The 16,908-nt window shown below is 55.4% G+C and carries 17 protein-coding genes; 13 read left to right on the top strand and 4 right to left on the bottom strand.

Features of this window, described 5'->3' with window-relative positions:
* Positions 1-21: 21 nt before the first annotated feature.
* Entirely contained in the window at positions 22-1,551 is a 1,530-nt protein-coding gene (locus ACAW74_RS08545) for a capsule assembly Wzi family protein (protein ID WP_370697767.1), read from the bottom strand.
* Between the two features lie 222 nt (positions 1,552-1,773).
* On the opposite strand from ACAW74_RS08545, the gene ACAW74_RS08540 reads away from it, so the two are divergent.
* A complete protein-coding gene (locus ACAW74_RS08540; RefSeq protein WP_370697766.1) occupies positions 1,774-2,763 on the top strand; it encodes an aldo/keto reductase in 990 nt (329 codons plus the stop codon).
* A gap of 97 nt (positions 2,764-2,860) precedes the next feature.
* Here the strand turns inward: ACAW74_RS08540 and ACAW74_RS08535 are convergent, their stop codons facing one another.
* From ACAW74_RS08535 to ACAW74_RS08525, 3 genes are all read right to left on the bottom strand, one after another.
* Positions 2,861-3,649 carry a TspO/MBR family protein gene (locus ACAW74_RS08535; protein ID WP_370697765.1) on the bottom strand — a complete coding sequence of 263 codons (789 nt, stop codon included), beginning with the start codon at positions 3,647-3,649 and terminating at the stop codon, positions 2,861-2,863.
* Between the two features lie 100 nt (positions 3,650-3,749).
* A complete protein-coding gene (locus tag ACAW74_RS08530; protein WP_370697764.1) occupies positions 3,750-4,871 on the bottom strand; it encodes a carboxypeptidase-like regulatory domain-containing protein in 1,122 nt (373 codons plus the stop codon).
* A gap of 142 nt (positions 4,872-5,013) precedes the next feature.
* Positions 5,014-7,071, bottom strand: coding sequence for a CHU_0125 family OmpA-like outer membrane integrity protein (locus ACAW74_RS08525; RefSeq protein WP_370697763.1), 2,058 nt, complete (start codon positions 7,069-7,071; stop codon positions 5,014-5,016).
* Between the two features lie 301 nt (positions 7,072-7,372).
* On the opposite strand from ACAW74_RS08525, the gene ACAW74_RS08520 reads away from it, so the two are divergent.
* The 12 genes from ACAW74_RS08520 (at position 7,373) to ACAW74_RS08465 (ending at position 16,838) form a co-directional block, all read left to right on the top strand.
* Entirely contained in the window at positions 7,373-8,188 is an 816-nt protein-coding gene (locus tag ACAW74_RS08520; protein WP_370697762.1) for a DUF6597 domain-containing transcriptional factor, read from the top strand.
* 70 nt (positions 8,189-8,258) lie between these two features.
* The gene (locus ACAW74_RS08515; RefSeq protein ID WP_370697761.1) at positions 8,259-8,882 is read left to right on the top strand and encodes a DinB family protein; all 624 of its coding nucleotides are present in this window, start codon (positions 8,259-8,261) and stop codon (positions 8,880-8,882) included.
* Between the two features lie 13 nt (positions 8,883-8,895).
* On the top strand, positions 8,896-9,336 hold the full coding sequence (locus tag ACAW74_RS08510) for an ester cyclase (protein ID WP_370697760.1): 441 nt from the start codon (positions 8,896-8,898) through the stop codon (positions 9,334-9,336).
* A 256-nt stretch (positions 9,337-9,592) separates the two neighbouring features.
* Positions 9,593-10,663, top strand: coding sequence for a hypothetical protein (locus tag ACAW74_RS08505; protein ID WP_370697759.1), 1,071 nt, complete (start codon positions 9,593-9,595; stop codon positions 10,661-10,663).
* A 20-nt stretch (positions 10,664-10,683) separates the two neighbouring features.
* Positions 10,684-11,208 carry a hypothetical protein gene (locus tag ACAW74_RS08500; protein WP_370697758.1) on the top strand — a complete coding sequence of 175 codons (525 nt, stop codon included), beginning with the start codon at positions 10,684-10,686 and terminating at the stop codon, positions 11,206-11,208.
* Between the two features lie 24 nt (positions 11,209-11,232).
* Positions 11,233-11,757, top strand: a complete 525-nt coding sequence (locus ACAW74_RS08495; RefSeq protein WP_370697757.1) for a SixA phosphatase family protein — start codon at positions 11,233-11,235, stop codon at positions 11,755-11,757.
* An 86-nt stretch (positions 11,758-11,843) separates the two neighbouring features.
* Positions 11,844-12,929 carry an ATP-binding protein gene (locus ACAW74_RS08490; protein WP_370697756.1) on the top strand — a complete coding sequence of 362 codons (1,086 nt, stop codon included), beginning with the start codon at positions 11,844-11,846 and terminating at the stop codon, positions 12,927-12,929.
* Between the two features lie 75 nt (positions 12,930-13,004).
* On the top strand, positions 13,005-13,643 hold the full coding sequence (locus ACAW74_RS08485) for a response regulator transcription factor (RefSeq protein WP_370697755.1): 639 nt from the start codon (positions 13,005-13,007) through the stop codon (positions 13,641-13,643).
* A gap of 34 nt (positions 13,644-13,677) precedes the next feature.
* Complete coding sequence (locus tag ACAW74_RS08480) at positions 13,678-14,271, top strand: hypothetical protein (RefSeq protein ID WP_370697754.1); 594 nt, start codon at positions 13,678-13,680, stop codon at positions 14,269-14,271.
* Positions 14,268-15,005, top strand: a complete 738-nt coding sequence (locus ACAW74_RS08475; RefSeq protein ID WP_370697753.1) for a hypothetical protein — start codon at positions 14,268-14,270, stop codon at positions 15,003-15,005. Before ACAW74_RS08480 ends, ACAW74_RS08475 begins: the two co-directional genes overlap by 4 nt.
* A 602-nt stretch (positions 15,006-15,607) precedes the next feature.
* Positions 15,608-16,006, top strand: coding sequence for a hypothetical protein (locus ACAW74_RS08470; RefSeq protein WP_370697752.1), 399 nt, complete (start codon positions 15,608-15,610; stop codon positions 16,004-16,006).
* A gap of 34 nt (positions 16,007-16,040) precedes the next feature.
* Positions 16,041-16,838 carry a hypothetical protein gene (locus tag ACAW74_RS08465; RefSeq protein ID WP_370697751.1) on the top strand — a complete coding sequence of 266 codons (798 nt, stop codon included), beginning with the start codon at positions 16,041-16,043 and terminating at the stop codon, positions 16,836-16,838.
* The last annotated feature ends 70 nt before the right edge of the window (positions 16,839-16,908 follow it).

Below are 16,908 nucleotides of genomic sequence, written 5' to 3'. Positions count from 1 at the left end.
AGAGGTTTCACTAAACGAACATCAATACGTTGTGGAACGGCTCAGCAAGCCCGTCTTCCGCAGCCCTACATACACACCCACGCTTGTTGGTAACAAGCCGCCGAGATCGAGACCCAGCGAACCGCTCAGCGTGGCCCCACCAAAGGCCGATACGGGCAGGGCGGCACTAAACAGGCCTGAAAATTGCATTGGCGCAGTGGGGTAAGAGAGGGCGTACGTACCCAGGTTGCGCGAGAGCGAGAGGCGACTAGTTAGGTCAATACGGCCGTTGACCAGTGCTTTAACGGCAAAATGCCCTACGCTTACCCGGTTGTTGGACACCCCTACTCGTTGAGGTAGCGACGGACGCGTTTCGTTGGGCAATGAGAAAAACGGCGTGCCGATGATCCGGTTCCGGTATTCCCAACCGTCGAGAAATTGGGCGTGGTTGAAATAGTCGTCGCGCCCGCGCAGGTCCGAATCGTCGATCACAAAGGCGTCGCCTCCCTGGCTGGCGCTGTACAGAAACTCCAGTGTAATCTGTTGTAGAAAGAAGGCTTCCCCGTCGGGTTGGCGGCGGTTTTTGAGCCGAAGCCCATTGAGGCCATCAGCCAGATTGGTGCCGTAGAAAAGCGACCCATCGTCGTAAAAAAACTGGCGGTAGGCATACAAATTCCAGTGGCTCAGATTCACGTCGGCCCCAAAATCGAGCGAGCCGAGGTGGTTACCGATGCGGTTGTCTTCAAAGGAGGTCACGTTGGGGTCGCCGGGCTTCCATTGTCCGCGGGAGCCAAACACAACGGCCCGGTAGTACTCGATGCCGGAAGGAAGTTGCCCATTTACAGACACTAAATCACTTAGCACACCGGGGGCAGCCTGCCCGCCCCAAATAACCTGATGATTGAACCCGCCATAAAGCCGGAAAGGCCAGGTGGGCTTACCCAGGCGGCCATAGAGGTATTTCTGATGCAGGTAAGATCCCTTCACCAGCCGGCCATCGTTCTCAAACCAGCCGTGCGCAAAAGCACCCAAAAAAGAGACGATGCCTTTTGTGAACGGCACGGAGGTATACTGATACAACCCAATCTGAATTTTTGGAATCGGCAGCGCATTACCCGACCAGGCATAGGCACCCGTGGTCAATAGCGTATCGACCAGGCCAACGACTTCCCGCTTCCGACCTGCGTAGAATTCAAGATTGCCCAGCCGGGCTTTCACGTGCGCTTCGGGCAACAGCAGTTGATTCGTCGCGCCTACGTTGGAAACGGCGTCGAGCGCATAGCCCCAATCGACGGTGGGCCTCGCTCCGGTGCTGTCGGCGAGCCGGTAGTCTGAGCGGAGGCCCGCCCGTAGGCGCAGAACCGGCCCTTTCAGCGGTACGATACCATATTGATTGGCGCGTAGCCAGAAGGGAGTCTGATCGGTGGCGAGCAACGTACCCGCCTCTGCCTGGTATTGATGCTGACGTGGTGCCTGAGCCCTTGCCGGGTACGTTAGCAAGACGCCAAGACTGCTAATTAGTAGCGAAGTAGTTAAAAAAAATGATGAGGTGTGGCGAAAAGGATAAAGCATGAACAAAGGTATACGCGTTGAGCAACAATGCCTTCAGACGAGTTTCTAGGAAAGGCTTTATATAAAACGAGCGGGCGGTGCATTGTCGTGTAGATATGCGGGAGCCACTTACCCAATGGTGACGGCCGGGCACGGTCGCTAACTATTCGGCTTGCTCCGAACCATTTGCCCTGCTCTCGCTTGTTCTGCTGCTGAATCAGTATCGTAATCAACAGAATCACTATGAAAATGAAAACCCTTGGCCAGAGTGGCCAGTCAGTATCGGTGTTAGGGCTGGGCTGCATGGGTATGACCGATTTCTACGGTCAACGTAACGACGACGAGTCGATCGCCACCATTCACGCTGCGCTCAACGCGGGGATCAATCTGCTCGATACGGCCGATATGTATGGCCCGTATACGAACGAAGAACTGGTTGGAAAAGCCATCCGCGACCGCCGCGACGAGGTTGTGCTGGCTACCAAGTTCGGTATTGTGCGCGATCCCAACGACCCGACAAAACGGAGCATCAACGGCCGACCCGACTACGTGCGGCAATCGTGCGAGGGAAGTCTGAAGCGGCTGGGCGTCGACCATATCGATTTGTATTACCAGCACCGGGTCGATCCGAACACGCCGATCGAGGACACTATCGGCGAGATGAGCCGGTTGGTTGAGGAAGGAAAAGTGCGTTTCCTGGGTCTGTCGGAGGCCGGCGCCGAGACCATTCGGCGGGCCAACGCGGTGCATCCTATTGCCGCCGTGCAGTCGGAGTATTCGCTCTGGAGCCGCGACATCGAAGATACCGTGCTGCCGACCGTGCGCGAACTGGGCATCACGCTGGTAGCCTACAGCCCGCTGGGCCGGGGTTTCCTGACGGGGCAGATCAAACGGTTCGAGGATCTGGACGCCGATGATTACCGCCGCCACTCGCCGCGTTTTCAGGGTGAGAACTTCCAGAAGAACCTCGACGTGGTGAGGCGGATTGAGGCGCTGGCCGCCGACAAAGGCGTAACCGCGTCGCAACTGGCGCTGGCCTGGATTCTGGCCAAAGGTGAGGAGTTTCTGCCGATCGTCGGCACCAAACGCCGGACGTACCTACAGGAAAATATTGGCGCGCTCGACGTAACGCTTACCCCCGACGATCTGGCCCAAATCGAAGCCATTTCGCCCAAAGACGCCGTTGCGGGCCTGCGCTACCCCGAAGCCATGATGAAGCTAGTGAACGCTTAAGTGAATGAATAATGTATGATGGACAGTGTATAATGGGGCTGACGCGTCTTACTCTTGCGTCAGCCCCATTATACACTGTCCATCATACATTATTCATTCAAACAGTAGCCCGTTGTTGGCGGGGGGCGAAGAGGCCGTAGAGGGCTAGCAGGGCGGCGATCACCGCCCCGCCGATAGCGACGAATTTTACCGTTGGCAGATCGGCCTGTTTAACGGCGATGGCGGCGTAGGCCCAGGTAAAGACGAGCATGTAGGCGGCGCTGCGGTAGCGGTTGAACAAGACCGCCCCGGCGATCAGGCCGATAACCAGCACGCCAACCGCCCAGATCGGCTCCGAAATGCCCGACAGATCGAAGCGGGTGGCCCGGAACCAGACCGTAATGTTGAGGATGGTCGCAACGGTGAGCCAGCCGAAGTAAATCGAAAACGGAACCCGCGCCAGCCACGTTTCGCCTACTTTCACGGGTCGCATCATGGCCATATCGGTGCGGGGGTTGATCCGCAGGTGCTCCATCACCATAAACAGACTGGCAAACATGACCAGAATCACGGCCAGCGCCAGCCCAATCCAGCCCTGATTGAAAATGGGGCTCCAGATAGCGTTGCCAATGCCATTGATAATGTACCAGGGCCCCGCCGTTCGAAACCGAGGATTATGCCGTTGGCTGGGCAGTGCCTGATAAACCGAAAAGCCTAGTAATCCCAGAAAAATCAGGCCCCAGATCGAAAAGGCATAGCCGGCGGGTGTTACCAGCGTATCGTATTTGGCAGAAATGTCGGCATTGGTATTCGGCCCGAACACGCGGATATTAGAGAGGCCGTTCATGACGATCAGCGAAACGGTGACGAAGACAACCAGAAATTGGCGTAGACGGTCGTTCAACATGGCAGGTTTGTCGTTTTCGTTTGTACTCTATAGGTAGGCCCGATAACCAATGCGTTAGTGAGCCGCCACGAACTTACAAACCACAAACGACAAACTCCTGTTAAGGCTGATACGTAAGTGGCAGCAAATCGCCCATCTTTTCCCAGCCCCAATAGCCTTCAAATGCCAAGCCGAGCGGTTCGTAATAATTCCCATTGGCTTCGAGCAGCACCATCGGCTTGGTGAGGCGAATCAGCGACGTTTGCACGCCCGCCGTCCGCCCGAGGGTGCCTTGCTCATCGGGTACGTCTTGGTATTCAGGTGGTTCGGGTTCGCCTTTGAAAATGACCTGAATGGGTGTGTCGAAGGTAAGTGCTTTAGCGCTTTCGGTCGATTCGCGGTCGTCGATCAGAAAGGTGGGCGGCAGGGGATCTTTCACCAGAAAACGGGCTTTTCGCACCTGCCAATCCCCGTTGACCCGGCTAGAATCCGTTGCCCGTTCGAGCACCCGCCGGATGATAAACCCCTGCTCGTTGGTTTTCCGGGCGTACAGTGCGCGTAGAAAATGCAGCGTTGAGCCCGCGTAGGTATCGAGCCGGGCGCGTTGCCAGCGCAGTTCTTCGCGCCGATTTTTAGGTTTGATGTCGTCAAACACCGGGTAGCCCAGGTACGTTACCGCCTGCTGATTGGGCTCCGCTTCAAACCGGTCGAGTACGTACTGAATGCGGTAACCCAGCGCCAGGTTTTCGATCATAAGTGGTTTGCGGGCGCCGCCCGTAAGTCGCCCGGTGGCGGGGTCCTGCTCAAACCAGATCGCTTTCGGATTCAGAATCTGGCACTGTTGAGCATTCTTGCTGGTGCCCAGAAAAAACTGCTTGAACAGGGCGTACTGTTTCTCCCATTCAGGTCCAAACGCATTGACTTCTACCTCTTTTAGCTGCGTAGTGGTGGGTTGTACGCGAATCAGCAGGGCATCGTCTGACTGGCCGGACAGCCGCTGTGTCCAGGTTTCAAAGCCTACGCTCGACACCACGAGTTCGTAGCGGCCTTCAGGTACGTTGGTTAGGGTGAAAGCGCCGTTTTCGTCGGCGGTTGTGCCTTTGTTGGTGTTGGCCAGAAAGACACTGCAAAAGGGCACGGGCTGTTCATCTGCCGCATTAATGACGCGCCCTCGAAGGGTAATTTGTGCCTGCGCTGTGGCCGCGAGCGTGATGAACCAGAAAAGTACAGCAATCCTCATCATGCTTTAGACGAACAAATGAGAGTCGGGTCATTGTTTGGCACTTATTCCCGCAGTCCGGTATGACGGCACTTAAACAAAAATGCCCGCTGATTTACAGCCGGCATTTTTGTCAAACCTATAAGGTCTTCAAGACCTTATAGGTTTATAAAGCCAACACCTTAAACTCGGTGCGACGGTTGCGTTGGTGCTCTTCTTCGGTGCGGGCTCGCTTCACAATCAACTGCGTTTCGCCATAGCCTTTCGCGATTAATCGGTCGGCGTCAATGCCTTTCGAGATGATGTAATCGACGGCGGCTTTGGCCCGGTTCTGCGACAGCGTCATGTTGTAGGCATCCGGGGCACGCACGTCGGTGTGTGAGCTAAGTTCGATTTTCAAGGTCGGGTTGTCTTTCAAAATCGTCACGAGTTTGTCGAGCTCTTCGGCAGCGTCGGGGCGAATGGCATACTTGTCGAGATCGTAATAGATGTTCTCCAGTACGAACGTCTTGTTCAACTCTACCTTATCGAGCAGCAAAGCCACGTTGAACGTCGTATCGGTCTCGGGTTTGGTCAGGAACATCTCGGGTACGCTGCGGCCCTGCATCGTGAAGGGTTCGCGGCGGGTGAGGTAACCGGGGCGTTCGGCCACGACACTATACGTTTTGCCTTCCTGCACCGGAAACTTACCGAACGTACCTGGCTGCCCGGTCGTCGTTTCGGCTACGGTCGCCTCGTTTGAGTCGTCGATAATCCGAACGCGGGCCGAGTCGAGCGGGGCGTTGGGTGTGCTGTTGGTGGCTACGGTACCCGCCAGGAAATAGCGCACGACCTTGGGTGCACCGGGTGTGCCGGGTTTGGGCGGATTCTGTGCAATCGTTGTCGAATCGCCGGGTGTTTTGGGCGAATCGGCGCCGGTCTGAACCAGATAGATGTCGTCGTCGCCTTTGCCGCCCGGTCGGTTACTGGCCATATACCCCCGGTTTGGTTCGGGGAAGGTGAGACCAAAGTCATCGGCGGGTGAATTGATAGGTACGCCCATGTTTTCGACCCGGATAACCCCCTGCGACCGGGTCGCTACGAAGATGTCGAGCTTACCGAGGCCGGGGTGGCCGTCGGATGAGAAATAAAGTTTACCATCGGCGGCCACGAAGGGAAATAGCTCGTCGCCGGGCGTGTTGATGTCGCGGCCCATGTTGACGGGGCGCCCCAGCCGGCCCGAGGCGTCCATGTTGGCGCGGTACAGGTCGATGCCGCCTACACTACCGGCCCGGTTCGAGGCGAAATAGAGCGTTTTGCCATCGGCCGAGAAAGCGGGTGAGCCATCCCAGGCCGTCGAGTCGGAAATGGGAAGCCGGAAGGGAATGCCCCAGTTGCCGCCCTGATCCTGCCGACTCATGTACAGATCCACGTCGAGGCCACCTTTGCGTTTGCCGTTGTTGCCCCGGGCGAAGATCATCATCTTGCCATCTTTCGAGAAAGCAGGCGTGCCTTCGTTCACGTCGTTCTGGAAGACCGATCCGCTAAAGAGTTGTGGTCCACCGGCGCCGGTTTCATCGGGGGTCTGGCCAATTTTGGCCTTGTAAAGACCCGTCATGGCTAAGCCATTGTTTTTGTAGACAACGTCTTTGCGCGAGGCCGTAAACACCAGTTCATCGCCGCGCAGGATGGGCGCATACTCGGTGCCGGGCGAGTTGAGCCCCCCGAGGTTGGTGAGGCGGTAGTCGGTTTGTTTCGACGAAATGAGGTTGATCGCCTTCAGCGTTTCGATCTCGCGCTGCGCTTTAGCCAGCCCGACCTTGTTTTTGGGGCGGCTGTCGAGGTACTGCTGCAACTGACCCTGGGCAGCCGCGTAGTCGCCACTCGCTTTCAGGGCATAGGCGTAGTTGAGGCGCAGATCCGGGTCGGTAACGCCCGATTTGGGCGCTGTGGCGTCGGCCGATACCGTTGAACCGGCGCCCGCATCGATCGCCTTCTGATAAAACGGCACCGCCTGCGCAATGCGGTTGGAGAGACGATACGACTCGGCAGTGTAATAATTGAGGCGTGCCGCATCGATCGTGCCTTTGCTGGCCTTGTCAAACTGGCCCAGCGCCAGGTTGTATTCGCCCGCCTCGAAGTGGCGAACCCCTTTTTTATAAGCCTGCATGGCTGAGTTGCACCCGCCGAGGCCAATGGCCGCACCCAGTATCAACAGCAGTGAGGCCTGCGTAAAGAATCTCATAGTAACGAAGTGAGCGATAACCGATTAACCCGCCCAAGATAATAACGTTTTCGACCGGCTATTTCGTAGTACCTTATTTAAACGATTTTGGACTGCATTTATGATGAAAGGGATGGGTTGGCTGGGGCTCAATATCCATTTTATTTCCGATTGTGATGTACCGGCTACCTGTATTGGCGGCTTATGGATGCGCTGCGAGCCAATACCCCCCACACGATTCGTAAGAATTAATGCCACTTACTAAAGTCATCGGTTGGCTAACCACCCGGTTAGGTAGCTTCATGGCTTGACGATCAGGCCAATGCACTACCAGAAACACAAACCGGCCCCGCAGCTGGCTCCTTTCGTGGAGTGCTATTTCGTGTGGGAAAAGCAGGATCGGCTGGTAACGCCGCTGCGGATCGAGTCGCCGCCGACGGGTTTTGCGTCGATGGTGTTTGTCTACGGCGATCCCTATCAGGTACGTACCGGGAATACGATAACCACGATTCCGGTGGCCTTCCTGACCGGGCAGGCCACCCGGCAGTATGAACTGCAACTGGCTGGGCAACTTGGTATGGTGGGCATCGTGTTTCGACCGGCGGGGCTGAGCACGCTCTTCGGGTTGCCGATGTACGAATTCAACGACGAGCGCGTGAGCCTGACCGATGTGCTGGGTACGTCGATAACGTACCTGCACGAACAGATTGGCGATTGCCGGACAACTGACGGCCGAATCGCCTTGCTTGACCAATTCCTGAACCGGCAACTGCTGCGCCGGGGTAACCACTTCGACCGGACCGACTTTGCCGCCAACCTGATTGTAGACCGGTGTGGTGTGCTCACCATCAATGAGTTACTGGACGATCTGTATGTCTGTCGGCGGCAGTTCGAGCGGCAATTTCTCCAGAAAGTGGGGGTGAGCCCCAAATACTACGCCCGTATCCGGCGCGTCGGGTATCTGTGTGCCCAATTGGCATCGCAACGCTGGCAGGTAACCGACTGGCAGGATGTGGTCTTTGGGGCGGGCTATTACGATCAGTCGCATTTCATCCGGGAGTTCACGCAGTTTATGGGCAAGCGGCCTACCCTCTACGTGAAAGACAATGCCGAACTGAGTCACTATCTGGCGCGGTAATGTCGCATTTATACAATCCGGGGCGGGGCAGCGGTGCGACTTTTGAGCCACACACAAACCTCCCTTTGTCATGAACATTGTTTACGGCTGTATCGCCCTGCTGCTGACGGCCAGTCCGGTAGTGGCCCAATCGCCGCCCAAACTCTGGACCGAAGCCGACCGTGCTTATACGATCGACAACCTGAAACGGACCCGCGACGCGCTGACTCGCGAAACCGAAAACCTGACGCCCGCGCAATGGGCGTTTCGCGAATCGCCCGACCGCTGGAGCATCGGCGAAGTGGTTGAGCACCTGGCCCTTTGGGAGATCATCTGGGCGCGGGAAGTGGGGGAAGGCATCGGCAACAAACCCCTGCCCGAACTGAATCAGACCAGCCGCCCGGATAGCTTCTACAGGGAATGGATTATGGAACCCGCGCCACACAACGCCCCTGACTTTGCCAGACCCAGCGGCTTCATCGACGGCAAGAACAACCTGACGTTCTTCCTGCGGTTGCGCAATCAGACCATCGAGTTCGTCGGCAAAACAACGGCCGACATGCGCGCTCATTTTGAACGAACCGCCACGCCGTATCCGCGCAATATGCACCAGGTCTACATTTTCCAGTGGGGCCACGTCGACCGGCATTTGCGCCAGATCGCCAAGATCAAACAGCATCCCAACTATCCACAAGGATCACTTTCAGCCAAATAAACCCCTAACTGCCATGCAGACCACCCAACAGGAATCTGTTTCCGCTCTGAGCCGCAAAGGCGCTTGTCTGGCCTTCTTTACGGCCTACGACGACCTCGACACCGCCCGCATGATTGGCCTGGCTGCCCCCGACGCCACCGTTCATTTTCTGCCCCTCGGCGAGGCGGGGCTGGGTACGTTCTGGACGTTCGGTAAAGCCGTCTGGGACTCGCTCATCGACTGTTTCCCCGACATCAGCAACACCGTTGATCAACTGGTGGCTGAGGGTGATACCGTAACGGCTAACGTAACGATCAGCGGCACACAGGCAAAGGAGTTTCTGGGTATTCCCAGCAAAGGGCTCCGCTTCGGCTCTGACCATGTCTTTGTCTTCACATTCAACGAAGCCGACCAAATCCAGAGCCTGACGGTCAACTGGGACGCCGCCAGTTTTGCCCGTCAACTAGGCGCGTAAGCGATTTGCTCTACCCCCCGAATACCACCTGAATTGGCGGGTTCGCAACGGGGATATTGCCTGTATGTTTGCCCGACGACATGGCCTGTTCTATACTAATCAGGCTACGTCGTCGGGCTTCTTTCGTTTGGTTGCCAGTTAATCAATCGGCTTCCGGTAGATCAAGTCTTGTCGTGCTGTGTATTGAAAGTCAGGTCATTAGTTGTGCATTTGCCTGATTTCTCGAATCCTATCTTCACCTAAACGTACCTCAACTATGTCTTGTAAACCTATTCCCTTGTTTCGGCTGGCATTGTTGCTTGTCGCCTGCCAATCATTTTTTGCCTGTGTAGAGCAGCCTCAAACGTTTGCTATTCATAGCCCCATTTTTCCGGCCAGTACCGAAACGGTAACCTACTCGCTCCGGCGGGTTGAAGGCGACGCCAAAACGGTACGGCTTTTTGAGGTGGTTCAGAACGTAAATGCCGCCGGGCAAGTGTCGGGAAGTCCAACAGAACAGCTGCTACGTACCTGGAATTCCCCCGCCGCTACCGATTTTCCGCTGACCTTTACCCGGAGTAGCGGCTATGGTACCAACCGCTTCGTGACGTACCGATTCGAAGTAGTAGGATCTAAGCAGACCTACCAGCACCGTATTTCGTTTGCTACCCGGCCCTATCCCGTTGCGGGTCAGGCCGCGCCAGTGTATGTAGTAGGCGACATCAACAGTGTCATGAACCTGGTCTTTATTCCCGATACAGACATGGCAGCCGATATGACTACTTTCCGAACGGCCGTGCAGACCGATATCGACGAGGTGATCCACGGTGAAGACTGGGTACGTCGGTTCAGGAGTTCGTACAACTTCTTCATTAATCCCGATGCTGGCCACGCCCATGACTTCGACACCGAAACGCACGATCACGAACTGCCTGCCAACTGGGATAACCTGAGTTTTGCCCAGGGTAAGGCCATTCTGCACAGCCGCAGTATCCGCGATTTCAACGAACCCGACAAAAATCTATTTTCTGCCGAACATTACGTGCGGGGTACGTTTCTGCATGAAAGCGGCCATTGCTTCTACCGACTGGCCGACGAATACCCCTCGGGCTCACATTGGCAGGAAGCCACCCTGCCCACTAACTGGAGCAGCCTGGCAGCTTGCCAGGCCGATGCGCCCGGACGGGGTATGACCACCGCCGATGCCCATCAGATGGGGAGCAGTGGCTGGTACAAGCTTTGCCCCACCAGTTGCGTGATGGAGTCGTCGGGTACAGCGATGCATCCCTACGAAAAACCGTGCCGAGACCGTATTCTGTATGCACTCCTGAAACGGGGGAGCGAATAAGCTAATGACGTCATAAAGCCATGAAAACAAACCTGTTATTGCTTGGGACGGTCCTGTTTCCGGTACTGCTCCATGCTCAGACTAACACTGAGAAGCCATCGGACGATGAGCGCAAACGCCTGGATACCGAATTGCCTAAGCTCGATAAGGCAGCGGGTCAGTTCAACCCTGCCTTTTTCAACGATGCCCGTCATCAGCATCAGGCTCTGACCGTGTCGGTCACCAATGGGGTCTATACGCCCGTTCGGCGGGTAGTCAGGCCGGGTAAACTACCCTTTTCGCAAGAGATGGGTGCGCCTTTCGGGATCAGTTTTATTGGCACGAATGGCAAACGGCTGGGGGGCTATTCGATACAAATGCCCGAGACTGTGCGGAGTTGTGAAAGCCAGCGAGTGGGACCACGCAGCCCAACGGGTACGTTCACGTTTGAAGTGTTGCTACCCAATGACCCGGCTATCCAGCAACTGGAACTAACCGGCCAGGGCAAACGAATCGCGACCTTGCGCCTGCCCCCCAACCAACCTCCCACTAACCGCAAACCGTAACGGAAACGTATTCACGTCACTGCTATGAAAGTTACCACCCACACCCTTTTAGCCTTGTTGTTCTTGCTGGCCAGTAGCTGTACGACCCGCACCTACTACATTGTGCGCCACGCCGACCGGGTGCCAGGGCAGGATGCTATTACACCTGCTGGCGAAACCCGCACCCGCGTGCTGGCCGATTCGCTCCGAAACAAAGGCATCACGCATATCTTCAGTACTGACACCAGACGTACCCGCCTCACGGCTACGCCGCTCTCGGAAGCCACTGGCGTAGCCATTACGCTTTACAATTACGCCGACCCCGCCAGGCAGGCCGACGTGCTTGCCGCCTTTACCGAAACGCTCCGCCAGAAAAAGACCTGCCTCGTGGTAGGCCACAGCAACACTATTCTGGAGATTGTACGGGCGTTGGGAGCCACCCCCACCGTTACGAGCATTGGCGAGCAGGAGTTCGATCGGCTGTTCATTGTGCAGCGGACCCAAAAATGGCCTTCCCCCGGCACGAGGGTCCGTCTGAGGGAAGCGCGCTATGGGGCTGTAGCGCACTGAAGCTGCTGGAAATACTTAGAGGCTGCTGAAAATACCTAACTTATTGGTACGTTCGTGGGTAATTCGCCGTAAGGGCGATCAACGCCATGCCTACCACAACGTACCTGCTTGCCATTTGCCTGAGCCTGCTGCCGGCGGTTGGGATTGGTGCGGCTATCCCGACGGTCGTTAGGGTTCTGGCAAACGGACGCAATCTGTCGATACAGGCCGGGCAACCCTTACGGCTGGCCGCGTTGGATAACGATGTTTCCATCTTCTTCAGCCCCATTCCAGGCGGCTCAGGTACGTATCAATACCAGCTTGTCGGGTTTGACCGCCAATGGCAGAGCAGCCCTTATCCTGTTGCCCGCTACACCAACCTGACCGGTGGTGATTACACCCTTCGGGTTCGGTATCAGGTACGTGGTCGGCTGTCGGCTACGTACCTGATACCGGTGCAGGTCGAGCGCGAACTGACCGAAGAATGGTGGTTTGTGCCGTCGGTGGTTGGGTACGTTATGCTGCTGTTAGGCGCGGCCATCTACTTTTTCCTGCTCTACACCTTCCGGCAGAAGCTGAAAGTGCAGCATATCCGCTACCGAATTGCCGCCGACCTGCACGACGAAGTGGGTGCTACCCTCAGCAGCATTGCCATCTCGACCCGGCTGGCTCAGAAAAAAGTGGGCGATTCGCAGCCCGACGTGCAGTCGATCCTGAGCACGATTATGACCGATTCGGAAGAAACGATCTACACCATCCGCGATACGATCTGGGCCATCAACCCCGACAACGACTCGCTTGACAAGCTGTTCGAAAAAATGCGATCGTTTGGGTTTCAGGTGCTGACCACGCAAGGCATAGCGTTTGAGTTCGACTATGCGCCACCGCCCGGTAACAAGCAGACTATGAGCATGGATCAGCGCCGACACGTGTATCTGATAGTGAAAGAAGCCATTAACAACATCGCCAAACATGCCGCCGCCACCAAAGCCCGTATCGAAGTAAGCCCGCTCGCCGAAGGCCTGTGCCTGGTCATTAGCGACAATGGGCGCGGCTTCGACACCTCCACTGATTACGCAGGCAACGGCCTGAAGAATTTTCGGGAACGGGCCGCCCTGAGTTTTATTGAGCTGACCCTGCAATCGGCACCGGGGCATGGTACACAACTGACCTTGCTGGTGCCAAGCCTGTGAAATACCACCAGAATTAGGGGGTACGTTATCGCCGACTTACCGGCAGTTTTGCTACTCGTTTTAACCACGTTTGTCATGATCCGCGTCGTGCTGTTTGAAGACAATAAGAGCCTACGGCAAAGCCTTGGTCTGTACCTGGCAAGCGCCGATGGCCTGTTTTTCTGCGGCGCCTTCCCCGACGCCAACGACGCGCTGGCCAAAGTGCGGAAGCACAAACCCGACGTGGTACTGATGGACATTCAGATGCCGGGCGTGTCGGGGATCGAGGCGCTACAGACCATCAAAGCGACGTTCCCCGACACGAAAGTGCTGATACAGACGGTCTACGAAGATGAGCATCGGGTGTTCGCGGCAATCTGCGCCGGAGCGTCTGGGTACGTGCTCAAAAGCCCCGATCCGGAGGTGATCGTGCAGGCCGTGCGCGACGTGTATAACGGCGGGGCACAGATGTCGCCCACAATCGCGGCGAAGGTGCTGGGTATGTTTCAGCAGCAGTTTGTGCAGACACAACCTACCTACGTCGACCTCACCGACCGCGAACGCGAAGTGCTGGGCTGCATGGTGAAAGGCATGAGCTACAAGATGATCGCCGACGCCTGCTGCCTGAGCTACCATACCGTACACTGGCACGTAAAGAACATCTACGAAAAACTTCACGTCAACTCCGCCCCCGAAGCCGTCGCCAAAGCAATCGAGGGGAAACTGGTGAGTTGATAGCCCCTTTTTATCCCTTAAACCACAAACAAAGATGATTCCATCAGCCAATGCACCTCGCACCATTGTTATTGACGCGAATCAGTCCGCTTGGACTAATGACGGAGAAAGAAATATGGCTTTATGTGCCTATTTTGGTGCTTCTCCTATACGCTGCCATACCATCGACACTGCAGAAATCAGGAATCATCAGGATGATTTACTTGAGATTACAGTAACTTATTTTGATGATCCGACAAAGATAAAATTCGCCCATGATTACAAGCGTGATACACTACGTCTACTTTCCAGAAATCGCTTTGAGTCTATTGCATTACCCAGACCATCAGTAGATTCATTACTGCGCCCTATCTTTCGCATAGATATTGAAGATATTATTGAAACAGAAGGCTCGTCTGCTCGCTTTGTATTCCGATTTCGTGTTAGAAGTCTCTTCTGGAATCAATATTCGGGTTTTTATATTGCGCCAGGTCAAGGGCCAGGTGGCGATTTGTTTCTTACGCTGTTCCCGTTCGACTACCTTACGGATGATAATCTTCCAATAATTAATCCGTATACATCATCGGGGCCACATCCACAGGGCCTGACTGCTTCCTGCGGCGTTAAAATTCCAGGTGGCCGCCCATGACGCCAGAAGAAAGCTACTATAACGACTTGTTGACCCAGTTTGGGCAGCTAACAACGGCCACCATGATCCTTCCGGTGGCTGTTGTTATGTTGAAATACAGGCAGTTTAATCAGCCTATCTGGGCATTCTGGTGGTTTGCTGTGGCTACCCTGTTTTGTAGTGGGCTTGAAGTGGCCTTTATCTGGGCGGTCAACGCCTATAAGGCTTTCTGGTCGCCCTACCTAAGCTATTGGGGCATTGGCGATACACACTTCCTGCAAATCATATCGTATCTGTGCAATTTCGGTTTGTTTGGGTGGTGTTACAGCTTACTATTTGTGGGTAAACTGCGCCAGTATATAAGATGGACGGCACTCGGTTTGTCTGTATTTGCCCTAGTCGATTATGTGTGGTTAACCGGTTATAAGTCGCCGGGGGTACTGATCCCAATTATGAATGGCTTATTTACTACGCTGTTGCCTATGTTTTATCTGTGGTTTCTTGGAAAAAGTGGACAACAGGTCTCCTTTTTTCAAGTGCCTTATGTCTGGTTTAGTCTAGGTTTTATTTTGTTGCATTTGACTACTCTATTATTCTATTTTGTTGGGGCGAAGCTCTACGAAACTGATTTTGTTCTCTTCGTAAAAGCCTCGTTTGTGCGCAACGTTATTATGATTATTCAAAACGTGTTCTACGCCTATGGGCTGTGGAAAACGACATATGCTAAATTTATAAATCCGCTTTCTGCAGACTGATCGCGCCACCCGATTAACAGATTAACTAATTGTGGTTATCGTTGTATTTATTACTCCTGTTACTTACTTGGCCGTGCATTAATTTCAACACAACAGGGGGCATGATCAAGTTTGCGATGAAGCACGGGCTGGTAGCCTGATCGGCACTGTAACCCACGTACAGTCGCCTCCGCCTGGCTCCGAATCGGTGACCAATGTACCTGAGAGTGGGGCCACCCGCGCCGTTGTGTTCTGTGGCCTAATAGGTCGTTTGTTGACAGGTCGGCCACCCCTTTGCCATTATTACTAACCGTCAGCAGCAACATACTTACGGAGAAACTGAACGCAAGGGTAGACGCTGTCGCCTGATGGTGTTGTTAAGCAGTTCCAGGCAGGATACTACACGTCCGGTGGCAGGGCTGTTGAAGGGAGCCCTACGCCAGAGACTGATCTGATTGCCAGAAAACCACCCGAATTGGTAGGTACAAGACAGGGCAACCCCGGCAGACCTTTGACCCACTGAGCCAACCCACAGTGACGCTTACCCATACACACCGAGTGACTCTATCCACACCATTTTAGTAACGCTCACTTCCTACTTCCCCAAACCGAATCGACTATCCATGAAACGCTCCCACTTTCTGCTAATCGCCGGCGCTTACGGCGTGCTGCTGGCCCTGACCATGCTCTTCCTGACAGAGAGCAGCCTGACCAATTATGGTGTCCCCAAAGTCGACGTCGATCATATCGCGATCATGCAGTTTCTGGGGGCCAACGTCGGTGCGCTGTCACTGATGACGTTGCTGAACCGCAATCAGCCCAACTCGTACCCGCTGCGCACGCTGCTGCTGGCACAGGCGAGCGAGATTCTGACGGGGGTGGTGCTGGGCATCTACCACGTACTGGTGCTGCACGTACCCTTCAGCACGTTTTTCGTGGTCGATACCCTGTTCCGGCTGGTGCTGGGGCTTGGCTTTGTCTATTACTACACGCAGGCCACGCGGGAAGCCGCAAAAGCATAGCCGAATTGACTATAAATCGGAAGACAGTACAGTCATGAAACGGCTACTCATCCTCTCCCTTATTCTCTACCCGTCTATGCTGATGGCGCAGACATTCTCCGGCAACTGGAAGGGGGCCATTGCCGGGGTGCAGAACCCGAATCAGGAGTACCCGGCCAGTATGAACCTCCGCGCGGCAGGTAGCCAACTCACCGGGACGGTAACGGCGCAGGTACCGACCGGCACCGAGACGTACCGGGTGAATGCCCAGATAACTGGTACGCAGGCCGCCGGTACGGTTACCGACGCCGCCGCCGGTACGTCGATGAACGTAGAACTGGCCCTGACCAACGGGAAACTGGTGGTGGCGTTTGGCCTCAACAACGTACCCAGCATCATGGGCGCGTTTACGCAGCAAGGGAGCGCGGGCCAGGTGGCCTCGCCGCAAGCCCGCAACGTACCTGGCCCGCAACGGGCAGTCCCTGCCAAACGGCCAACGTCGGGTGTCGCGGCCAATGTAGATGCTCTGTTGCGTGGGCGGCGTTTACTGTACCTAAAAACAGGTAATGGCCTGGCCCAGAAGTGGTATTACGACCTGTGTAGCAATGGTACCTACGTCTATAGCGACGACACCAGTTACGGCAGCTACGGCGGTGGCAGCGACTTCAGTGCCTATATGCGCGATGGCGGCAGCGGAACGTGGCGGGTCGGGCTGGAAGGTAACGTGGTCTATCTGGAATTAAGACCAGCTAATGGCCAGCCGAGTGTGTACGGTCTGACACCTGGTGCTCAGGGCGAGATCCACCTCCAGGGCCGACGCTACTTTCTGACTACCAATCAAAGCTGTCAATAGCGCCAATCTGTCATCTTTTAGTTGTTCATCAGCGACTTAGGCAAGTCGCTTGGCTTCCCCTATGCCGATT

Source organism: Fibrella musci (assembly GCF_041321105.1).
In the GTDB taxonomy this organism is placed as follows: Bacteria; Bacteroidota; Bacteroidia; order Cytophagales; family Spirosomataceae; genus Fibrella; species Fibrella musci.
This window is presented reverse-complemented; position numbering and strand designations above follow the sequence as displayed.

What these genes read in the sequence shown, in the direction of transcription:
- ACAW74_RS08515 (WP_370697761.1), top strand. Translation starts at nt 8,259, where the DNA reads ATGAACATTGTTTACGGCTGTATCGCCCTGCTGCTGACGGCCAGTCCG.
- ACAW74_RS08525 (WP_370697763.1), bottom strand. Translation starts at nt 7,071, where the DNA reads ATGAGATTCTTTACGCAGGCCTCACTGCTGTTGATACTGGGTGCGGCC.
- ACAW74_RS08480 (WP_370697754.1), top strand. Translation starts at nt 13,678, where the DNA reads ATGATTCCATCAGCCAATGCACCTCGCACCATTGTTATTGACGCGAAT.
- ACAW74_RS08510 (WP_370697760.1), top strand. Translation starts at nt 8,896, where the DNA reads ATGCAGACCACCCAACAGGAATCTGTTTCCGCTCTGAGCCGCAAAGGC.
- ACAW74_RS08465 (WP_370697751.1), top strand. Translation starts at nt 16,041, where the DNA reads ATGAAACGGCTACTCATCCTCTCCCTTATTCTCTACCCGTCTATGCTG.
- ACAW74_RS08540 (WP_370697766.1), top strand. Translation starts at nt 1,774, where the DNA reads ATGAAAATGAAAACCCTTGGCCAGAGTGGCCAGTCAGTATCGGTGTTA.
- ACAW74_RS08520 (WP_370697762.1), top strand. Translation starts at nt 7,373, where the DNA reads ATGCACTACCAGAAACACAAACCGGCCCCGCAGCTGGCTCCTTTCGTG.
- ACAW74_RS08490 (WP_370697756.1), top strand. Translation starts at nt 11,844, where the DNA reads ATGCCTACCACAACGTACCTGCTTGCCATTTGCCTGAGCCTGCTGCCG.
- ACAW74_RS08545 (WP_370697767.1), bottom strand. Translation starts at nt 1,551, where the DNA reads ATGCTTTATCCTTTTCGCCACACCTCATCATTTTTTTTAACTACTTCG.
- ACAW74_RS08505 (WP_370697759.1), top strand. Translation starts at nt 9,593, where the DNA reads ATGTCTTGTAAACCTATTCCCTTGTTTCGGCTGGCATTGTTGCTTGTC.
- ACAW74_RS08500 (WP_370697758.1), top strand. Translation starts at nt 10,684, where the DNA reads ATGAAAACAAACCTGTTATTGCTTGGGACGGTCCTGTTTCCGGTACTG.
- ACAW74_RS08495 (WP_370697757.1), top strand. Translation starts at nt 11,233, where the DNA reads ATGAAAGTTACCACCCACACCCTTTTAGCCTTGTTGTTCTTGCTGGCC.
- ACAW74_RS08535 (WP_370697765.1), bottom strand. Translation starts at nt 3,649, where the DNA reads ATGTTGAACGACCGTCTACGCCAATTTCTGGTTGTCTTCGTCACCGTT.
- ACAW74_RS08530 (WP_370697764.1), bottom strand. Translation starts at nt 4,871, where the DNA reads ATGATGAGGATTGCTGTACTTTTCTGGTTCATCACGCTCGCGGCCACA.
- ACAW74_RS08470 (WP_370697752.1), top strand. Translation starts at nt 15,608, where the DNA reads ATGAAACGCTCCCACTTTCTGCTAATCGCCGGCGCTTACGGCGTGCTG.
- ACAW74_RS08485 (WP_370697755.1), top strand. Translation starts at nt 13,005, where the DNA reads ATGATCCGCGTCGTGCTGTTTGAAGACAATAAGAGCCTACGGCAAAGC.
- ACAW74_RS08475 (WP_370697753.1), top strand. Translation starts at nt 14,268, where the DNA reads ATGACGCCAGAAGAAAGCTACTATAACGACTTGTTGACCCAGTTTGGG.